Here is a 19882-nt window from a genome sequence, read left to right on the forward strand (position 1 = left end):
CACGGACTCGTAAAGGAAATATGGCGATGAATGATCTCGATGTCCTCGTGGTCGGGGCGGGGCCCACGGGTTTGGCCGTGGCCTGCGGCCTGCTGATGCAAGGTGTCCGCGTTCAGGTGATCGACAAGGCGGTCGCGCCGGCGACCACGTCGCGGGCGAACTTCCTGCACGCGCGTGGGTCCGAAGTACTGGACCGCCTCGGCGCACTCGGCGATCTGCCCGATCGGTCAGTGCGGGCGATGAGCATCCTGACGTATCTCGGTGACAAGCCGATCATGCGAATCCGGTTCGGTGACCCCGGCATGCACACCGCGGCACCGCCGATGGTGATCTCGCAGGCCGCCGTCGAGGGCGCGCTGCGTGACCGGCTCGCTGCACTCGGCGGCGAAATTCACTGGGACACAACTCTCGTCGGCGTGCACCAGGAGTCGGATGCGGTCACGGCGGTCACTGACGACGGGAACGCGATCGAGGCCCGCTGGTTGATCGGCTGCGACGGCGCGGCCAGCGTCGCGCGGAGTGCAGCCGACATCGACTTCCCCGGAGTCCGGCTCACCGAACGTTTCCTACTCGCCGACCTGCGCATCGGTTGGGACCTCGACCGCTCGGGCACCACCGGTTGGATACACCAGGACGGGATGATCGGAGCGATGCCGATGCCCGACGGGCTGTGGCGCATCATCGCCTACGACCCGGATGCGCCAACGCAAAAACCCAGCCAGCAAGAGATTCTCGCGCGGTTGGAGCGCATCATTCCCGAGCGCACCGGCCGCCGAGCTCCTATAGAACACGCCGAGTGGTTGTCGATGTTCAGCGTGCATCGCCGGCTGGCAGCGACATACCGGCGTGGTCGGGTGCTGATCGCCGGCGACGCCGCGCACACTCACGCCCCTTTCGGCGGTCAGGGGATGTTGACCGGTCTCGGCGACGCCGAGAATCTCGCATTCAAGCTCGCGCTCGTCACGGCCGGCCGCGCCGACGAGAAGCTGCTGAACACGTACGAAGCCGAACGTCGTCCACTAGCCACCGAAGTGTTGCGAGGCACCAGTGCGGTGACGAAAGTGAATGTGGCGCAGAGCATGATCGGGCGCTTCATCCGCGACCGCGTCGTGGTGCCGGTGATGAACCTGCCCGCTGTGCAACGTTGGGTGACGTACCGGACGTCGCAGTTGTGGGTGACCTACCGTCACGGACCGTTGGCGCGCCGATCGCTGCCGTCGCGCGGACCACGACCAGGCGACCGGGTACCCGGGCTGTCTGGCGCCGAATTGAACGGGCGGTGGGGACTTCTGGGATCCGATGACGACCTCGCAAAGATCGCGATCGAACACCTCGGTGCTGACCGTGTTTCGGTGATCGATCGACGCATCGACGGTGACGCGATGCTCGTTCGCCCGGACGGCCACCTCGCGTGGCGCGGGCGCCGACAGGAGGCATTGCGCCAGTGGCTGTCTCGTGCGCTCACGACGGGAACCGTGCGGTGACTGCGCCGAGCCGCGGCCGGCCGCGAAGCCAGGAGCTCGACACCGCGATCATGCGGGCGGCACTCGAATTGTTCATCGAACACGGAATCGCCGGTATGAGCATCGAGCAGGTGGCCAAACGTGCCGGCGTCGGCAAGCCGACCATCTACCGGCGATGGTCAGGTAAGGAACCACTTGTCGCCGACGCGATCGAGGCACTCGTGAGCGCCGATGTGCAATGGCCGACCCGCGAGGAGATCGCGGCGACATCGCCTCATGTCTTCGTCCGACGCAACATCGCCGGAGCGGCGCGGACCGCGACCGATCCCCGGTTCCGGGCCCTGGCGGCGCAGATCTACGGCTCTGCCGTGACGCACCCGCAATTGATGCAGACGTATTGGGACCGCTACATCCTGCCCCGCCGCACCCTCACCATCGCCATGCTCGAACGCGCTCAGCGAGACGGCGCGGTTCCCGAGGACGCCGATCTCGACGTTCTCGTCGACATGCTGGCCGGCGCCGTGACATACCGGGTATTGCAACCCAATCCGCCGACCGAGAGGCAGATGCGACGCTACCTGGAGACCGCCTACCGTCAGGTCGGGCTGCTCCCGGCCACCTAACGCAGGAACTGGTTCGCGTTGTTCGCCAGATCCAGCAGTGGTTGCGGCAGCGCGCCGAGCGCGAACGTCACCGCGGCCGTGGCGGTGACCACCGTGGTGCTCAACAGGCTCGGTACCACCACCGTCGGCGCGTCATCGGGTGGCTCGGTGAAGAACATCAACACGATGACCCGCACATAGAAGTATGCGGCGATCGCGCTCGCGACGACGCCGATGACCACCAATGCGATCGCACCGCCCTCGCCCGCGGCTTTGAAGACCGCGAACTTGCTGACGAAGCCGCTGGTCAGCGGAATGCCCGCGAACGCGAGCAAGAACAGCGAAAACACAATGCCGACAATGGGATACCGCCGGCCCAGACCGGCCCACCGGGCCATCGCGGTGTCCTCCTCGCCGGCCGCATCGCGCACCAGGCCGACGACCGCGAACGCCCCGACGGTGCTGAACCCGTACGCGAAAAGATAGAACAGCGTCGAGGACAGACCGGCCTCGTTCCCGCCGATCAACCCGGTGAGCATGAAACCGGTATGCGACACCGCGGAATAGGCGAGCATCCGCTTGACGTCCGCCTGGGTCACCGCGGCCACGGTGGCGATCACCATCGTGAGGATGGCGACCGCCCACAGCACCGGACGCCAGTCGTCGCGAAGTCCGGGCAGCGCGACGTAGAACACCCGCAGCATCGCGCCGAACGCGGCGATCTTCGTCGCAGCCGCCATGAACGCCGTGATCGGGGTAGGTGCTCCTTGATACACGTCGGGGATCCAGGAGTGGAACGGTACCGCGCCGACCTTGAACAGCACACCGACCAGCAGCAGGCCGGTGCCGATCAGCGCCAGCGACGTCTTACCCGACCCCGCGGCGACGGCCTCGGCGATGCCGTCCAGGTTCAGCGTCCCCGCATACCCGTACAGCATCGCGACGCCGTAGAGAAAGAACGCCGACGAGAAGGCGCCCAGCAGAAAGTATTTCATCGCCGCTTCCTGCGACAGCAGGCGACGCTTGCGCGCCAGCCCGCATAGCAGGTACAAGGGCAACGACAGCACTTCGAGCGCGATGAACATCGTCAAGAGGTCGTCGGCGGCGGGGAACAACAACATGCCGCCGACCGCGAACATCGTCAGCGGGAAGACCTCGGTCTGGATGACGCCGGCCTTGGTCGCCAATTGCTCGGCGACGCTGCCGGGCACCGCGGAGGCTTGGGGCGTGAACCCGTCCAGGCCGCGAATGCCGTTGTCGGCGTCGATGTTCGCGCCGACCTGCCGTTCAGCGATCAGCAGAACGCCCAGCACGCCGACGAGCAGGATCGTGCCCTGCAGGAACAGCGCAGGAGCATCGACGACGACCGCGCCCATCACCGCCGAACGACCGACGCTGCCGTGCAGGTCGCGCGCGAGCACCACCACGGCCACCAGGGCCGCCGCCAGACCGGCGAAGCAGAGCACCAGTTGGCTGGCGTAGCGGCGTTGCCGCGGCAGGAACGCTTCGACGAGAACCCCGGCGATCGCGACCCCTAAGATGATCAACATCGGGCACAGCAGGCCGTATTCGACGGTCGGCGGGGTGAGGGTCATGGTGTCGGCCCTTCCGCGAGTCTGGGTGCAGGGTCAGGCTGGTCGATCGTGGTCAAGGTGTGGTCGACCGCGGGATTGATGACATCGAGCGCGGGTTTCGGATACACCCCCAACACGAGCAGCAGGGCGATCAGCGGCGCGACGACGACGAGCTCGCGCGGCACCAGGTCGCGCACCCGAGCGTTGCCGTCGGTGACGGGCCCCGTCATCATCCGCTGGTACATCCACAGGATGTAGATGGCCGACAGCACAAGTGCGGTCGAGGCGAATACCGCGAGCGCCGGGAAGCGGGTGAACGTGCCGATGAGCACCAGGAATTCGCTGATGAACGGTGCCAGGCCCGGAAGCGACAGCGTCGCCAGTCCGGCGACGAGGAAGGTGCCCGCCAGCACCGGCGCCACCTTCTGCACGCCGCCGTAGGCGTTGATCAGACGGGTGCCCCTGCGCGACACCAGGAATCCGGCGATGAGGAACAGTGCGGCCGTCGACAGGCCGTGGTTGACCATGTACAGCGTCGAGCCCGACTGCCCCTGGCTGGTCATCACGAAGATGCCCAGGATGATGAACCCGAAGTGGGAGATCGATGTGTAGGCGATCAGCCGCATCACATCGGTCTGCCCGATCGCAAGGATCGCGCCGTAGACGATTCCGATCACCGCCAGTGTCACCACCAGCGGCTGGAAATACATTGACGCGTCCGGGAACAACTGCAGGCAGTAGCGCAGCATCCCGAACGTGCCGACCTTGTCCATGACCGCCATCATCAGCACCGCGCTGGCCGGTGTCGCCTCGACCGCGGCGTCGGGCAGCCAGCGGTGGAACGGCCACAGCGGCGCCTTGACCGCGAACGCGAACATGAAGCCGAGGAACAGCATGTTCATCACGGCGGGGTTGACGACGAACTCGCCGCTGGATACCGCGGTCACGATCTCGCGGAAGTCGAATGTGCCGGCAGCGAAGGCGTCGCTCGAGCCGGTCACCACGTACAGCCCGATCACCGCGGCCAGCATGATCAAACCGCCGAACAGGTTGTACAGCAGGAACTTCACCGCAGCTTTGGAACGATTCTCACCACCGAACCCACCGATGAGGAAGTACATCGGGATCAGCATCGCCTCGAAGAACACGTAGAACAGCAGGATGTCGAGCGAGACCAGCGACATCAGGACCATGCCCTCGACGGCCAGGGTCAGCGCGAGGTAGGTCTGGACCGACCGTCCGCGCAGGCCGGTGCGGGCGTCAGCGTCGTTCCATCCGGCGATGATCAGCAGCGGCACCAGCACGGCGGTGAGCACCACGATCGCCATCGCAATACCGTCGACGCCGAGGATGTAGCCGGTGCCGAAAGACGGTATCCACCGGTGCGATTCGACGAACTGATACTGCTCGCCGCCGGGCTCGAACCGCACCGCGAGCAGTGCGGTGATCGCCAACACCGCAATCGAGACGGCCAACGCGAACCATTTGGCCAGCACCCGCTGCGCGGCCGGCACCAGGATCACCAGCGCAGCCCCGACGGTCGGCGTCGCCCATAGCACGGTCAGCCAAGGAAAGTTGTTCACCACAGCTGCACCGCCAGCATCGCCGCGACCATCAGAACCGCACCTCCGAGCATCGAGAGCGCATAGGAGCGGGCGTAACCGGTCTGCAACCGCCGCAACCTGTCCGACACGCGGCTGACCAGACCGGCGAGCCCGCTGGCGGCGCCGTCGACCGCCTCGTCGTCGATTTCGACGAGCCCGCGGGTCAGCACCTGACCGGGCCGCATCAGCATCTGTTCGTTGAATGCGTCGCCGTACAGGTCTCTTCGGGCCGCGACGGTGAGCGCTGATCCGGCCGGGACTTGTTCGGGCACAGGCTTGCGGGCGTACATCCGGTAGGCGATGGCGATGCCCACCGCCACCACCGCCAGGATCACCGTCGTCACCACCCACACCGGCGCGACGTGGTGCACCTCATGCGCACCGACCACCGGCTCGAGCCAATGCTCGAGGGTGCCGCCGATCGCGAAGGCCGCGCCGGAGCCGACGGACCCGATGGCCAGCAGGATCATCGGCCATGTCATCACCGCCGGGGCCTCGTGCGGATGCGCCACAAGCTGATTCCCCGTCGTCCCCTGCCCTTCGGGCGTGGGCCCATCGCTCGCCTCGGAGGCCCAACGCTTTTCCCCGAAGAACGTCATCAGCATCACCCTGGTCATGTAGAACGCGGTGATGCCGGCGCCCAGGATCGCCGCGCCGCCGAGGATGAATCCTTTGACGCCGCCGGCGCCGAGCGCCGCTTCGATGATTCCGTCCTTGGAGAAGAAGCCGGCCAGCGGCGGCACTCCGATGATCGCGAGGTAGCCGAGGCCGAACGTGGCGAAGGTGATCGGCAGCGCCTTGCGCAGGCCGCCGTAGCGGCGCATGTCGACCTCGTCGTTCATCGCGTGCATCACCGACCCGGCGCCCAGGAACAGCCCAGCCTTGAAGAAGCCGTGGGTCAGCAGGTGCATGATCGCGAATGCGTAGCCGATCGGGCCGAGCCCCGCGGCCAGCACCATGTAACCGATCTGCGACATCGTCGACGCCGCAAGGGCTTTCTTGATGTCGTCTTTCGCGCAACCGATGATCGCGCCGAACAGCAGGGTGACCGCTCCGACGATCACGACACCCAACTGGGCGTTCGGCGCGAGGTCGAACACCGGCCCGGAGCGCACGATCAGGTAGACGCCCGCGGTCACCATGGTGGCGGCGTGGATGAGCGCCGACACCGGCGTCGGGCCCTCCATGGCGTCGCCCAGCCAGGACTGCAGCGGCACCTGCGCCGACTTCCCGCACGCGGCCAGCAACAGCAGCAGCCCGATCGCGGTGAGCACACCTTCGCCGGCTGCGGGGGCGGCAGCGAACACGCCCGCGTATGAGATCGACCCGATGTAGGCGAACATCACCATCATCGCGATGGCCAGGCCCATGTCGCCGACGCGGTTGACGACGAACGCCTTCTTGGCCGCCGTGGCCGCCGACGGTTTATGAGCCCAGAAGCCGATCAGCAGATAGGACGCCAAACCGACGCCCTCCCAGCCGATGTAGAGCCCGAGGTAGTTGTCGGCTAGCACCAGCAGCAGCATCGCCGACAGGAACAGGTTGAGGTACCCGAAGAAGCGACGCCGCCCGGGATCGTCGGCCATGTACCCGATCGAGTAGATGTGGATGAGCGAGCCGACACCGGTGATCAGCAGCACGAAACACATCGACAGCTGGTCGAGTTGCATGCCGAAGTCGACCTGCAGCCCGCCGACCGGCACCCAGGAGAACAGCGTCTGGTGAACCGTGCGGTGCTCGGCGTCGCGGCCCAGCATGTCGGTGAACAACACGACGCCGACAATGAAGGAGGCGAGCGCTGCGGCACAGCCCAGCAGGTGGCCCCAGGCGTCGGTCCGGCGCCCGCCCAGCAGCAGGATCGCCGCCCCGGCCAGCGGCAGCGCGATGGTCAGCCAAACAGGAATCGTCATCGCCCCTCTAGTGTTTCAGCAGGCTGGCCTCGTCGACCGAAGCCGACTGGCGGGCACGGAAGATGGTCATGATGATCGCGAGCCCGATCACCACCTCACAGGCGGCGACCACCATGGTGAAGAACGCCACGACCTGGCCGTCCAAGTGGCCGTGCATCCGGGAAAACGAGACGAACGCCAGATTCGCCGCGTTGAGCATCAACTCCACGCACATGAACATCACGATGGCGTTGCGGCGCAGCAGCACTCCGGCCGCGCCGATTGTGAACAACAGCGCCGACAGGTAGAGGTAGTTGTCCGGATTCATCGGTCGTCCCCTTTGCCGTTCGTCGCCACCACCGTCCGCTTCTGCAGAATGGGGCTGACGGACAGGTCTGAGCCGGACCCGTCGGGCAGTCGGGCAGCGATGTCGACGGCGTTGTTGCGAGCGAACACACCGGGATTGGGCAACGTCGTCGGATATCCGCCGGGCCGGAACCGCTCTTCGGCGAGTTCACGCTGGGTCTTGCGACGCTCGAAGCGTTCCCGGTGCGCGAGCACCATCGCGCCGAGCGCGGCGGTGATCAGCAGCGCGCTGGTCAACTCGAAAGCCCACAGATGGCGGACGAAGATCAGCGCGGCCAGCCCTTCCACGTTGCCGCCCGCGTTGGCTTGCGCGAGGCCGGTGAACCCGCCGGCCGAGACGTTGCCGATGCCGCCGATCAGCAGGATGCCGAAACCGACGCCGACGACGGTCGCGGCAATCCGTTGCCCCCGAATCGCTTCCACCAACGACTCGGAGGAATCGACGCCGATGAGCATCAGCACGAACAGGAACAGCATCATCACCGCGCCGGTGTACACCACCACCTGCACGACACCGAGAAACAGTGCGCCCTGGGCGATGTAGAACACCGCCAGCACGATCATCGTCGTGGCCAGGAACATCGCCGAATACACCGCTTTCGGCGCCGAAATCACCCCGAGCGCACCGAGCACCGCGATCGCGCCCAGCACCCAGAACAGCACGGCCTCGGTGGTCGTGGTGTGTCCGGGATTGTCGGCGGCCACGGCCGCGATCAGGTCCAGCCTCATCGCACGTCCTCGGTGATCTTCTCCGCCTCCTGCGTGACGGGTTCGACGTTGCCCAGGTAGTAGTCCTCATCGGTGCTGCCGGGCGCCATCGGATGCGGCGGCGGCAGCATGCCCGGTTGCAACGGCGCCAGCAGCTTGTCCTTGCCCCAGATGAGGTCGGCGCGGTTGTCGTCGGCCATCTCGTAGTCGTTGGTCATCGTCAGCGCGCGGGTGGGACAGGCCTCGATGCACAAGCCGCAGCCGATGCAGCGAAGGTAGTTGATCTGGTAGACGCGGCCGTAACGCTCGCCCGGGGAATAGCGGTCGTCTTCGGTGTTGTCGGCGCCCTCGACGTAGATGGCGTCGGCGGGGCAGGCCCAGGCGCACAGTTCGCAGCCGATGCACTTCTCCAGCCCGTCGGGGTACCGGTTCAGTTGGTGGCGGCCGTGATAACGCTTCGCGACGGGGCCCGGCTTCTCCGGATACTCCTCGGTGATGGGCTTTTTGAACATGGTGCCGAACGTGACCGCGAAACCCGCGATCGCGTCGAAGAACTTAGGCATGTGTCTTCTCCTCTGGAGCAAGCTCCTTGGTTGCGGTCGGCTTCTCGGTGACCGGCAGCGGCGGTGTGGGGAAGACTTCCGGATCCAGCTTCTGTGCTGGGATCGCTCGGACGTTTCTGCGGCGCGCCGAGCGCCACACCGCGGCGACGATCAGCAGCGCCACGATGGTGCCGAGAGACGCCAACGTCGTCGTCACCTGGCTGAAGCCTTCGTTACGCAGCGCGCGCGCCGTGGCGACGATCATGATCCACGCCAACGAGAACGGGATCAGTGCCTTCCACCCGAGGGCCATGAACTGGTCGTAGCGCATCCGGGGCAGCGTGGCGCGTAGCCAGAAGAACAGGAACATGAACGCCCACACCTTGGCGACGAACCAGAGCAGCGGCCACCAGCCGGTGTTGGCGCCGTCCCACATGTTGATCGGCCACGGGGCGTGCCAGCCGCCGAGGAACATCGTGGTCGCCAACGCCGACACGGTCGTCATGTTCACGTACTCGGCGAGCATGAACATCGCGAATTTTATCGAGGAGTACTCGGTGTGGAACCCGCCGACGAGTTCGCCCTCGGCTTCCGGCAGATCGAAAGGCGCACGGTTGGTTTCGCCGACCATCGAGGTGATGTAGACCAGGAACGACGGCAGCAGCAGGAAGATGAACCAGGTGCCGTCCTGGGCGGCGACGATGCCGGAGGTCGACATCGTGCCGGCGTAGATGAACACGGCGACGAACGACAACGCCATCGCGATCTCGTACGAGATCACCTGTGCGCTCGAGCGGATCCCGCCGAGCAGCGGGTACGTCGACCCCGACGCCCACCCGGCCAACACGATCCCGTACACGCCGATCGACGTCGCCGCGAGGATGTACAGCACCGCGACGGGCATGTCGGTCAGCTGTAATGCCGTGCGGTGACCGAAGATCGAAACCTCGCCGCCCATCGGGATGACCGCGAACGCGATGAACGCGGGAACGGCCGAGATCACCGGCGCCGCCAGGTAGACGAACTTGTCGACCCCGACGGGAATCAAGCCTTCCTTGAGCGCCAGCTTGACGCCGTCCACCAGCGATTGCAGTAGGCCTCTGGGCCCGACGCGGTTGGGCCCGTACCGCATCTGCATGCGCCCCAGCAGTTTGCGCTCGATCAGGATCGCCGCGAGGACCGACAGCATCAGGAATGCGAAGATCGCGACCGACTTACCGATGATCAGCCACCACGGGTCGTGTCCGAACAGCGTCGGATCGGGATGGATCACGGCTCGGCCCGCCCGATCGACACGACGTCTCCGGTCGAGACGCCCAGGCTCTGGTGCACGGCCGAACCGGGGGAGTTCAGCGGTAGCCAGAGCACCCGGTCATCCATGTCGGTGATGGCCAACGGCAGTGTGATCGAGCCGCGCGGTGTCCTTGCGGTGACCAGATCGCCTTCTGCCGCACCGATTTCGGCGGCGGTCGCCGCAGAGAGTCGCGCGACGGGCGGGCGTGCCGTGCCTGCCAGGTGTGGCTCACCGTCCTGCAGGCGGCCTTCGTCGAGCAGCATCCGCCAACCGGCGAGCACGGCCTGGCCGGCGGCCGGTGCAGCCGGCTTCGACGGCGGAAGGTCCGGTGGGACCGGTCGTCGACCCGCCCACAGCCCCAGGCGCGACATCTCGTCGCCGGCCGCCGACGCGTTCGGCAGGTTCAGCGCCACTCCGATCTCGTCGGCCAGGAAGTTCAGCACCCGAAGATCCGGGATCGCGTTCGTCTTGAGCGACGGCTGGAACGGGCGAAGGCGGCCTTCCCAGTTCAGGAACGAGCCGGCCTTTTCCACCACCGGTGCGATGGGGAAGACGACGTCGGCGACCGCGGTGACCGCGCTCTCCCGAAGCTCGAGGCTGACGACGAACGGCGCGGACTCGATCGCCGCCAGCGCGGCCTGCGGGTCCGGCAGGTCGGCGAGTTCCACGCCACCGATGAGCAGGGCGCCCAGTTCGCCGCTGCGGGCGGCCTCCAGGATCGCGCTGGTGTCTCGGCCCGGTGTGCTCGGCAAGTCGCCGACATGCCACGCGGCCGCCGTCTGCTCGCGCGCCGCGCTGTCGGTGACCGGTCGGCCGCCGGGCAGCAGGTTCGGCAACGCGCCGGCCTCGGTCGCGCCCCGCTCACCGGCGCGTCGCGGCACCCACGCCAGCCGGGCGCCGGTCGCCGCCGCCAATCTGCCTGCCGCAGACAGCGCCCCGGGCGAGTTGGCCAACCGCTCGCCGAGCAGGATGACCGCACCGGGCAGCCTCAACTGCGGGTCGTCGGTCAGTCCGTCGAGGGCATCGGCCTCGCCGCCGGGTGCCGCTGCGGCCAGTCGACCGCGCAGCTTTGTCAGGCTCCGGGTGGCGAACGGTGCCACGGAGATCACCTGCAGCGCCTTCTTGCGCACAGCCTTGCGCAGCCGCAGGAACACGATCGGCGATTCCTCTTCCGGCTCGAACCCGGCCAGCAGGACAGCGGGCGCGTTCTCGAGGTCGGTGTAGGTGACCGTCATCGGTTGCCCCGCGACGTGGGCGGCGAGGAAGTCCGCTTCCTCGGAACTGTGCGACCGGGCGCGGAAGTCGACGTCGTTGGTGCTCAGCACGATCCGCGCGAATTTCGAATAGGCGTAAGCGTCCTCGACGGTCACCCGGCCGCCGACCAGTACACCGGCGCTCCCGGTTGCCGCGGCCAAGCCCGCACCAGCCACCGCGAGCGCCTCGGACCAGGATGCGGGCCGTAGCTTGCCGTCCTCGTCGCGGATCAGCGGGGTGGTGATGCGGTCGCCCTGGGTGGTATAGGTGAACGCCCAACGGCCCTTGTCGCAGTTCCACTCCTCGTTCACCTGAGGTTCGTCACCGGCCAAGCGGCGCATCACCTTTCCGCGGCGGTGGTCGGTGCGCTGGGCACATCCCGACGCGCAGTGCTCACACACGCTGGGACTCGACACCAGGTCGAACGGCCGGGCCCGGAACCGGTAGGCCGCTCCGGTCAGCGCGCCGACCGGACAGATCTGCACGGTGTTGCCGGAAAAGTACGACTGGAACGGCTCACCGGGCGCGATGCCGACCTGCTGCAGTGCGCCGCGTTCCAGCAGATCGATGAACGGGTCGCCGGCGATCTGTTCGGAGAACCGGGTGCAGCGGGCGCACAGCACGCACCGCTCGCGATCCAGCAGCACTTGCGAGGAGATGTTGATCGGCTTGGGGAAGGTGCGCTTGACGTCTTCGAAGCGAGTCTCCGCGCGGCCGTTGGACATTGCCTGGTTCTGCAGCGGACACTCGCCGCCCTTGTCGCACACCGGGCAGTCCAGCGGATGGTTGATCAGCAGCAACTCCATGACACCCTGTTGCGCCTTGTCCGCGGCGGGGGAGGTGTACTGCGTGTGCACCACCATGTCGGGCGTGCACGTCGTGGTGCACGACGCCATCGGTTTGCGCTGGCCCTCCACCTCGACGAGGCACTGCCGGCAGGCGCCCACCGGATCGAGCAGTGGATGGTCACAGAACCGCGGGATCTGGATGCCGATCAGCTCGGCCGCGCGAATCACCAAAGTGCCCTTGGGCACACTGACGTCCACGCCGTCGATGGACAGCTGCACCATCTCCACCTCGGTGGCCGCGGTGCCGGTGTCGGCCGTCTGCGTCATCGAGCCACCCCCCTCCTCTGGCGAGCAGCCGCAAATTGCCCAGTTTTCGGCCTGTTTCTGGGCAGTTCGCGTCTGCTCGCGCAATGAAGCGTCATCACACGCCCGCCTTTTCGGTCGCCATCAACGTGGAGGCGTGCGGATCGAACGGGCACCCGCCTTGAAGATGGTCGATGTACTCATCGCGGAAGAACTTGATCGACGAAATGATCGGCGACGCCGCACCGTCGCCCAACGCGCAGAACGACTTTCCGAAGATGTTGTCGGAGATGTCGAGCAACTTGTCGATGTCGGCCTCCGTGCCGGCCCCGGTCTCGAGGCGCTCATAGATCTGCGCCAGCCAGTAGGTGCCCTCTCGGCACGGCGTGCACTTCCCGCACGATTCGTGGGCGTAGAACTCCGTCCACCGGCGCACCGCCCGCACCACGCAGGTGGTCTCGTCGAAGATCTGCAGCGCCTTGGTGCCCAGCATGGTGCCCGCCCCGGCCATACCCTCGTAATCCAATGGCACGTCGAGGTGTTCGTCGGTGAGCAGCGGCGTGGACGAACCGCCCGGCGTCCAGAACTTCAGCTTGTGGCCGGCGCGGACCCCGCCGGCGTACTCCAGCAGTTCGCGCAGCGTGATGCCGAGCGGCGCCTCATACTGGCCAGGGTTGGTGACGTGGCCCGAGAGCGAGTAGAGCGTGAAGCCCGGCGACTTCTCCGAGCCCATCGACCGGAACCAGTCGATGCCGTTGCTGACGATGGGCGGCACACTGGCGATCGACTCGACATTGTTGACCACGGTGGGGCAGGCGTAGAGCCCGGCGACCGCGGGGAACGGTGGGCGCAGCCGCGGCTGACCGCGGCGGCCCTCCAACGAGTCCAGCAGCGCAGTCTCCTCACCGCAGATGTATGCGCCCGCGCCCGCATGCACGATCAGTTCCAGGTCGAAACCCGAACCGAGGATGTCGTTTCCGAGGAAGCCGGCTTCGTGGGCCTCGGCGACCGCGGCGTGCAGCCGGCGCAGCACGGGCACCACCTCACCGCGAAGGTAGATGAAGGCGTGATGCGCCCGGATCGCGTAGGCCGCGATGATCGCGCCCTCCACGAGGAAGTGCGGCGTCGTCAACATCAACGGGATGTCTTTGCACGTACCGGGTTCCGACTCGTCGGCGTTGATCACCAAATAGTGCGGTTTGGCGCCGGCGCCGGTGTCGTCCTGCGGGATGAACGACCACTTCGTGCCGGTGGGGAACCCCGCGCCGCCGCGGCCGCGCAGGCCGGACTCCTTCACCAGCGTGATGACGTCGTCGGGATCCATCTTCAGTGCCCGCTCGAGTGCGCCGTATCCGCCGTGGCGCCGGTAGGTGTCCAGCGACCAGGGCTCCGGTTCGTCCCAGAACCGGCTGAGCACAGGGGTCAGATCTGTCATGCGCGCGAATCCGTTGCGTCCGGGTTGGTTTCGGTGGTATTCGGTTTCGGCGGCACCGTAGCTGCCGGGCCGGGTGCGGGCGCGTTCTGAGTGGCTTCCGCCGCTGCCTTCTGGTCGTCGGGTGCGCCCGACGCCGCCGCCGTGGCAGCGGCTTCCGGAGCCTGCATGCCGCGTTCGCGGGCCACCCGCAAACCCACGAGGGTGGCGTCGCCGAGCTTGCCGTTGCCCGCGCGCGGATCCGGCAGGCCCGCCAGCGTGCGCGCGGTTTCGCGGAAGGTGCACAGCGGCGCGCCCCGGGTCGGTTCCGGAGGGTCACCGGCACGCAGCCCGTCGACGAGTTCGCGTGCAGACGACGGAGTCTGGTTGTCGAAGAACTCCCAGTTGACCATCACCACCGGCGCGTAGTCGCATGCCGCGTTGCATTCGACGTGCTCGAGCGTGACGCTGGGGCCGCCATCAACGGACGGCGTCGTCTGCCCCGCGTGCACTCCCAGATGGTCCTGCAGCGCTTCGAGGATCGCGTCGCCGCCCATGATCGCGCACAGCGTGTTGGTGCAGACGCCGACCAGGTAGTCGCCGGTCGGCGTGCGCCGGTACATCGAGTAAAAGGTGGCCACCGCGGTGACTTCGGCGTCGGTGAGGTCCAACTGCTTGGCGCAGAACGCGATTCCGGCCGGGGTCAGGCAACCGTCCTCGGACTGCACGAGGTGCAGCAGCGGCAACAGCGCCGAACGGGACTGCGGGTAGCGCGCGATGATCTTCTCCGCGTCGGCGGCGAGTCGCGCCATGACGTCGTCGGGATACGTCGCCGGCCCGTGGATGGGCGGGCCGGGTTCGTCGGGTCGCTGGCCGAGCTCGAGAAAAATGCTCACTAGCGGTCCACGCCCCCCATCACCGGGTCGATCGAGGCCACTGCGGTAATCGCATCGGCGACCATGCCTCCCTCGCACATCGCGGCGACGGCCTGCAGGTTGTTGAACGACGGGTCCCGGTAGTGCACCCGGTAGGGGCGAGTGCCGCCGTCGGAGACCATGTGCACGCCGAGTTCGCCTCGCGGAGACTCGATCCCGACGTACACCTGACCGGCAGGCACGCGGATTCCCTCGGTGACGAGTTTGAAGTGGTGAATCAGCCCCTCCATCGAATGGCCCATGATTTTCGCGATGTGTTCATTCGAGTTGCCCAGCCCATCGGGGCCGACCTTCAGGTCGGCCGGCCACCCCAGCTTCTTGTCCTGGATCATCACCGGCCCGGGCTTGAGACGGTCCAGGCACTGCTCGACGATCTTCAACGACTCGTGCATCTCCTTCACCCGGATCAGGTACCGGCCGTAGGAGTCGCAGCCGTCGTCGGTGATCACGTCGAAGTCGTATGTTTCGTAGCCGCAATAAGGTTGGGCCCGGCGCAGGTCGTGCGGCAGCCCGGTGGAGCGCAGGCACGGACCGGTGATCCCCAGCGCCATGCAGCCGGTCAGGTCGAGGTAGCCGATGCCTACCGTGCGGCCCTTCCAGATGTAGTTCTCGTTGAGCAGGTCCTCGAGATCCTTGAGCCGCTTCGGCATCAGCTCGAGCAGATCGCGAATCTGCGGGATGGCCTCGTCGGGCAGGTCGACGGCGACGCCGCCCGGCCGGACGTACGCGCTGTTCATCCGTAGGCCGGTGACGGTTTCGAACACCGACAGGATCAGCTCACGCTCGCGGAAGCCGTAGAACATCGCGCTCATCGCGCCGAGTTCCATGCCGCCGGTCGCGAGTGCGACCAGATGCGAGGAGATCCGGTTGAGTTCCATCATCATCACGCGGATGACGCTGGCCCGCTCCGGGATCGCGTCGGTGACGCCCAGCAGTTTCTCGACTGCCAGGCAGTAGGCCGTCTCGTTGAAGAACGGCGACAGGTAGTCCATCCGCGTAACGAACGTCACGCCCTGCGTCCAGTTGCGGAACTCGAGGTTCTTCTCGATTCCGGTGTGCAGGTAGCCGATTCCACAGCGGGCCGAAATGATGGTCTCGCCCTCGATCTCGAGGATGAGCCGAAGCACGCCGTGAGTGGAGGGGTGCTGCGGCCCCATGTTCACGACGATCCGTTCGCCGGCGTGCGACGCCGCGGCGTCCTTGGCGGCCTGCACCACCTGGTCCCAATCCTGGCCGCCGACAACGACAACCGTCTCGCCATCGGGCGCACCCGCCGACGATGCGCCGCCCTGCGCGGGCGGAACGTGGGAAATGCTCATCAGTTGTAGGCCCTCCGTTGATCGGGCGGAGGAATCTCGGCGCCGTGGTACTCCACCGGGATGCCGCCCAGCGGGTAGTCCTTGCGCTGGGGGTGACCCACCCAGTCGTCCGGCATCTCGATTCGGGTCAGCGCGGGATGGCCGTCGAAGATGATGCCGAAGAAGTCGTAGGTCTCGCGTTCGTGCCAGTCGGTGGTGGGATACACGGCGAACAGCGACGGAATGTGCGGGTCGGCGTCCGGCGCGGCGACCTCCACCCGAATCCGCCGGTTGTGGGTGATCGACATCAGCGGGTAGACCGCGTGCAGTTCACGTCCGGCGTCGTCGGGATAGTGCACGCCGCTCACGCCGAGGCACAGCTCGAAACGCAACTGCGGGTCGTCGCGCAGCGCCGCAGCCACCGTCGGCAGCTGCTCGCGCTGAACCTCGAGGGTGAGTTCGTCGCGGTAGACCACCACCCGCTCGATCGACTCCGCCCAGGAGTGGGGGCCGTCCTCGCCGAGCACTTCGGCCAGCCGGTCGACGACCTCGTCGAAGTAGCCGCCGTAGGGCCGCGGCGAACTGCCTGGCAGCGCCACCGCCCGCACCAGCCGGCCGTATCCCGAGGTGTCGCCCGACCCCTTGGCGCCGAACATGCCGCGGCGCACGCCGATGATCTCGGGTGTTCCACCGCCACCAGCGCCGTTGCCGTTGGTCGCGCTCACCGCAGCAGGCCTTTGAGCTCGATGGTCGGGGTGACGGCCAGCGCGGCCTGCTCGGCCTCGCGGATCGCCTCCTCGCGGTGCACGCCGAGCGGCATCTCCTGAATCTTGTCGTGCAGCTTCAGGATCGCGTGCAACAGCATCTCCGGACGAGGCGGGCAACCCGGCAGGTAGATGTCCACCGGTACGACGTGATCGACGCCCTGCACGATCGCGTAGTTGTTGAACATGCCGCCCGATGACGCGCAGACCCCCATCGCCAGCACCCATTTCGGCTCGGCCATCTGGTCGTAGATCTGCCGCAGCACCGGCGCCATCTTCTGGCTGACCCGGCCGGCCACGATCATCAGGTCGGCCTGCCGGGGTGTCGCCGAGAACCGCTCCATGCCGAAGCGGGAGATGTCGAACCGGGGACTGGCCGTCGCCATCATCTCGATCGCGCAGCAGGCCAGCCCGAATGTCGCTGGCCACAGCGAGCCCTTGCGGATGTAGCCCGCCACCTTCTCCACGGTGGACAGCAGGATCCCGCCGGGCAGTTTCTCCTCTAGTCCCATGCCAGACCTCCCCGCCGCCACACATAGGCGTAGGCCACGAACACCGTTGCCATGAACAGCAGCATCTCTATCAGCGCAAACAGCCCCAGATTGTCGAAGGCCACGGCCCACGGGTAGAGGAACACGATCTCGATGTCGAAGATGATGAACAACATCGCGGTCAGGTAGTACTTGATGGGAAACCGCTGGCCGGTCGGCTGGCCGGCCGGGCCGCCGTGCGGCACCGGCTCGATGCCGCATTCGTAGGCCTCGAGCTTGGCCCGGTTGTAGCGTCGCGGGCCGACCAGCAGAGCAATGGCGACCGAGCCGACCGCGAACGCAGCGGCGATAGCGCCAAGCACCAGGATTGGCGTGTACAAATCCATACCGAGCAAACGCTCCCTCGTGGGCTGTTCGATGTGAGCTTACCCACACCCTAGCGGGCTTTGGGATGCGTGCCACACCTTTTGGTTAGTATCGCTATAGGCAACACCTGGCTATGCCGCCGTGCCATCGATAGGCAAGTGCGACAGGCGATTACGTGTTTTCTAGCTATTGCACCGGTGTGCGCAGAAGTGACGCCACGGCATCCCCGAGTCGGATCGGGTCGATCGGGTGTGGCACCGCGGCTTCGGCGCGCGACCAACGGGCCAGCCACGCATCATCCGGTCGGCCGGTCAGCACCAGGATCGGTGGACAGTCCGCGATCTCGTCCTTGAGCTGCTTGGCGATTCCCATGCCGCCGGTCGGGGTGGCTTCGCCGTCGAGGATCACCAGATCGAACCCACCCTGGTCCATCTGGCGGATGACCATGGGGCCGGTCGCCACCTCGAAGTAGCTCAGCTCGGGCAAATCCGGATGGACCCGCTTGCCGAGCGCGAGCCGGACCTCTTCTCGAGTCCTGGGGTTGTCGCTGTAGACGAGGACCCGCAACGGACGCGATGACTCGACCATGCGGTGATGGTACGGCTAGCCGCCGTGGCGGAACACCAAGTCGCCGGAGATCGTCGCCTTGTCGCCGATCATGCCCACCAGATTGCCGTCGACGCCGAAGTCCTGCCGGTTCACGTCGGCCTTGGTGATGAGTCGCATCCCGCCGTCACCGACCGGGGTCACCTTGGTTCGCAGCGTCACCGGTTTGGTCGTGTCCTTGATGGTCAGTTCGGCGCGCAGATCGACGGTGTCGCCATCGACCGCGTCGGCGCCGGAGATGACGGCGGTGATCACCGGAAACTTCTCGGCCTCAAAGAAATCCGCGGAGTGCAGGTGCGTGTCGCGTCTACGGATCCCGGTGCGCAGCGACGCGGCCTTGACGTCGATACGACCGGAAACCGTTTGCGGAGCGGTCAGTTGGCCCTCGCCGCTGAATTCGGTGAATTTGCCTTTGACGGGCACAAGACCCCACATCGACTTGGCCTTGACCGCGATGGTGGACCGGCCGGGGTCGAGGGTCCACGTGCCGGTCGAGCCCGGATCGCTGAAAAACTCGCTCAGGCTTGCCATGTCATCTCCTCACTGTGTGGTCGACTCGAGCAGTGGGGCGATCTCCGCCGGGTCGAAGTACTCGTCGATTCGGCTGATCAGCCCGTTGGCGCCCAGCTTGATCACGATGCCGACGCGCATCGCGATCACCCCGCCGTTGTGTCCGGTGGCGTGCAGGACGTGCTGCTGGACGAACCCGCCGTCGAACAGTTGACGGTCCAGGATCTCGTAGCGGCGCTGTGTCGTGGTGTCGATGAACCAGTCGAGGACCCGCAGCGCCCGGTCCTTGTCGCGGTCGCCGTCGGCGACCTTCCAGACCACGATGTCGTCGTTCCACAGCGCGCGGATCGCGTCGTGGTCGCCGGACTCGATCGCCCCGAACAGGCGGTCCGCCACCTCGGCGACGGTGTCGTCGGCAACGGTCACAGGCCCTCCTTGACCTCAAGACTGGTTGAGGTTGAACACTGGCGGTCATGGATGTGACACCTACTCTCTCGCTATTCGACGACGCCTACAAGAGCGGCACCGCACCGTGGGTGATCGGCGAACCTCAGCCGGCGGTCGTCGAACTGGAACGGGCGGGCTTGATCCGCGGCAAGGTGCTGGACGTCGGCTGCGGCGCCGGCGAGCACACGATCATGCTCACCCGCCTCGGATACGACGTGGTCGGCGTGGACTTCGCGCCCTCGGCGATCGACTTCGCGCGTCGGAACGCCGCGGCCAAGGGCGTCGATGCGCGCTTCGAGGTCGCTGACGCAATGAACCTCGGAAACCCGGGTTACGACACCATTGTCGACAGCGCGCTGTTCCACATCTTCGACGAGGCGGACCGGGCGCGGTACGTCCGCAGCCTGCACGCAGCATGCCGGCCGGATGCACTGGTGCACGTGCTGGCGCTCTCGGACCGCGGCCACGGTTTCGGCCCGGAGGTCAGCGAATCCGACATCCGCGGCGCCTTCGGCGACGGCTGGGTGCTGGAGGCCGTGGACAGCACGACCTACCGCGGCGTCATCGGTGAGCCGCACGTCGAGACGTTCGGCATGCCCGTCGGCTCGCTGGTCGACGAACCGGCCTGGCTCGCCCGCGTCCGGCGCGTCTAACCCGCGATTTGTGG

The 19882-nt window shown here is 66.7% G+C and carries 20 protein-coding genes; 3 read left to right on the top strand and 17 right to left on the bottom strand.

All coding sequences use genetic code 11. The annotated features are described in order from the left end of the window. Positions 1–26: 26 nt before the first annotated feature. Positions 27–1484: an FAD-dependent monooxygenase gene (locus AU185_RS16180; RefSeq protein ID WP_156425547.1), complete on the top strand. Its 1458-nt coding sequence runs from the start codon at positions 27–29 to the stop codon at positions 1482–1484. Continuing rightward, complete coding sequence (locus AU185_RS16185; RefSeq protein WP_059101068.1) at positions 1481–2086, top strand: TetR/AcrR family transcriptional regulator; 606 nt, start codon at positions 1481–1483, stop codon at positions 2084–2086. Before AU185_RS16180 ends, AU185_RS16185 begins: the two co-directional genes overlap by 4 nt. On the opposite strand, the gene nuoN is transcribed toward AU185_RS16185, so the two are convergent. From nuoN to AU185_RS16270, 17 genes are all read right to left on the bottom strand, one after another. Further along, positions 2083–3660 (bottom strand): NADH-quinone oxidoreductase subunit NuoN, encoded by a 1578-nt coding sequence (gene nuoN, locus AU185_RS16190; RefSeq protein WP_059101067.1) that lies wholly within the window; start codon positions 3658–3660, stop codon positions 2083–2085. The two genes, AU185_RS16185 and nuoN, sit on opposite strands and share 4 nt — an antisense overlap. Then, complete coding sequence (locus tag AU185_RS16195; protein WP_059101066.1) at positions 3657–5225, bottom strand: NADH-quinone oxidoreductase subunit M; 1569 nt, start codon at positions 5223–5225, stop codon at positions 3657–3659. Before AU185_RS16195 ends, nuoN begins: the two co-directional genes overlap by 4 nt. Beyond that, the gene (gene nuoL / locus AU185_RS16200; RefSeq protein ID WP_059101065.1) at positions 5219–7153 is read right to left on the bottom strand and encodes an NADH-quinone oxidoreductase subunit L; all 1935 of its coding nucleotides are present in this window, start codon (positions 7151–7153) and stop codon (positions 5219–5221) included. The genes AU185_RS16195 and nuoL overlap by 7 nt, the downstream gene beginning before the upstream one ends. Positions 7154–7160: 7 nt before the next feature. Next, positions 7161–7460, bottom strand: coding sequence for an NADH-quinone oxidoreductase subunit NuoK (gene nuoK / locus AU185_RS16205; RefSeq protein WP_059101064.1), 300 nt, complete (start codon positions 7458–7460; stop codon positions 7161–7163). After that, on the bottom strand, positions 7457–8227 hold the full coding sequence (locus AU185_RS16210) for an NADH-quinone oxidoreductase subunit J (RefSeq protein WP_059101063.1): 771 nt from the start codon (positions 8225–8227) through the stop codon (positions 7457–7459). The genes nuoK and AU185_RS16210 overlap by 4 nt, the downstream gene beginning before the upstream one ends. Then, entirely contained in the window at positions 8224–8769 is a 546-nt protein-coding gene (gene nuoI / locus AU185_RS16215; protein WP_059101062.1) for an NADH-quinone oxidoreductase subunit NuoI, read from the bottom strand. The genes AU185_RS16210 and nuoI overlap by 4 nt, the downstream gene beginning before the upstream one ends. Next, positions 8762–10021 carry an NADH-quinone oxidoreductase subunit NuoH gene (nuoH, locus tag AU185_RS16220; protein ID WP_059101061.1) on the bottom strand — a complete coding sequence of 420 codons (1260 nt, stop codon included), beginning with the start codon at positions 10019–10021 and terminating at the stop codon, positions 8762–8764. Before nuoH ends, nuoI begins: the two co-directional genes overlap by 8 nt. Beyond that, positions 10018–12411, bottom strand: coding sequence for an NADH-quinone oxidoreductase subunit G (locus tag AU185_RS16225; protein WP_059101060.1), 2394 nt, complete (start codon positions 12409–12411; stop codon positions 10018–10020). The genes nuoH and AU185_RS16225 overlap by 4 nt, the downstream gene beginning before the upstream one ends. A 94-nt stretch (positions 12412–12505) precedes the next feature. After that, positions 12506–13822, bottom strand: a complete 1317-nt coding sequence (nuoF, locus tag AU185_RS16230) for an NADH-quinone oxidoreductase subunit NuoF (RefSeq protein WP_059101059.1) — start codon at positions 13820–13822, stop codon at positions 12506–12508. Then, on the bottom strand, positions 13819–14694 hold the full coding sequence (nuoE, locus tag AU185_RS16235; protein ID WP_059101058.1) for an NADH-quinone oxidoreductase subunit NuoE: 876 nt from the start codon (positions 14692–14694) through the stop codon (positions 13819–13821). The genes nuoF and nuoE overlap by 4 nt, the downstream gene beginning before the upstream one ends. Beyond that, positions 14694–16052: an NADH dehydrogenase (quinone) subunit D gene (nuoD, locus tag AU185_RS16240; protein WP_059101057.1), complete on the bottom strand. Its 1359-nt coding sequence runs from the start codon at positions 16050–16052 to the stop codon at positions 14694–14696. Before nuoD ends, nuoE begins: the two co-directional genes overlap by 1 nt. After that, entirely contained in the window at positions 16052–16756 is a 705-nt protein-coding gene (locus tag AU185_RS16245; RefSeq protein WP_059101056.1) for an NADH-quinone oxidoreductase subunit C, read from the bottom strand. The genes nuoD and AU185_RS16245 overlap by 1 nt, the downstream gene beginning before the upstream one ends. Then, positions 16753–17307: a NuoB/complex I 20 kDa subunit family protein gene (locus tag AU185_RS16250; RefSeq protein WP_059101055.1), complete on the bottom strand. Its 555-nt coding sequence runs from the start codon at positions 17305–17307 to the stop codon at positions 16753–16755. Before AU185_RS16250 ends, AU185_RS16245 begins: the two co-directional genes overlap by 4 nt. Then, positions 17298–17672, bottom strand: a complete 375-nt coding sequence (locus AU185_RS16255) for an NADH-quinone oxidoreductase subunit A (protein WP_059101054.1) — start codon at positions 17670–17672, stop codon at positions 17298–17300. Before AU185_RS16255 ends, AU185_RS16250 begins: the two co-directional genes overlap by 10 nt. 166 nt (positions 17673–17838) lie before the next feature. Beyond that, positions 17839–18240: an Rv3143 family two-component system response regulator gene (locus AU185_RS16260; RefSeq protein ID WP_059101053.1), complete on the bottom strand. Its 402-nt coding sequence runs from the start codon at positions 18238–18240 to the stop codon at positions 17839–17841. A gap of 15 nt (positions 18241–18255) precedes the next feature. Further along, the gene (locus AU185_RS16265) at positions 18256–18789 is read right to left on the bottom strand and encodes a YceI family protein (RefSeq protein WP_059101052.1); all 534 of its coding nucleotides are present in this window, start codon (positions 18787–18789) and stop codon (positions 18256–18258) included. Positions 18790–18798: 9 nt separating this feature from the next. Further along, complete coding sequence (locus tag AU185_RS16270) at positions 18799–19194, bottom strand: nuclear transport factor 2 family protein (protein ID WP_059101051.1); 396 nt, start codon at positions 19192–19194, stop codon at positions 18799–18801. 47 nt (positions 19195–19241) lie between these two features. Here AU185_RS16270 and AU185_RS16275 point away from each other — a divergent pair, with 47 nt between their 5' ends. Beyond that, positions 19242–19868, top strand: coding sequence for a class I SAM-dependent methyltransferase (locus AU185_RS16275; protein ID WP_059101050.1), 627 nt, complete (start codon positions 19242–19244; stop codon positions 19866–19868). The last annotated feature ends 14 nt before the right edge of the window (positions 19869–19882 follow it).

This window comes from Mycobacterium sp. GA-0227b, assembly GCF_001499855.1.
Classification (GTDB): Bacteria; Actinomycetota; Actinomycetes; order Mycobacteriales; family Mycobacteriaceae; genus Mycobacterium.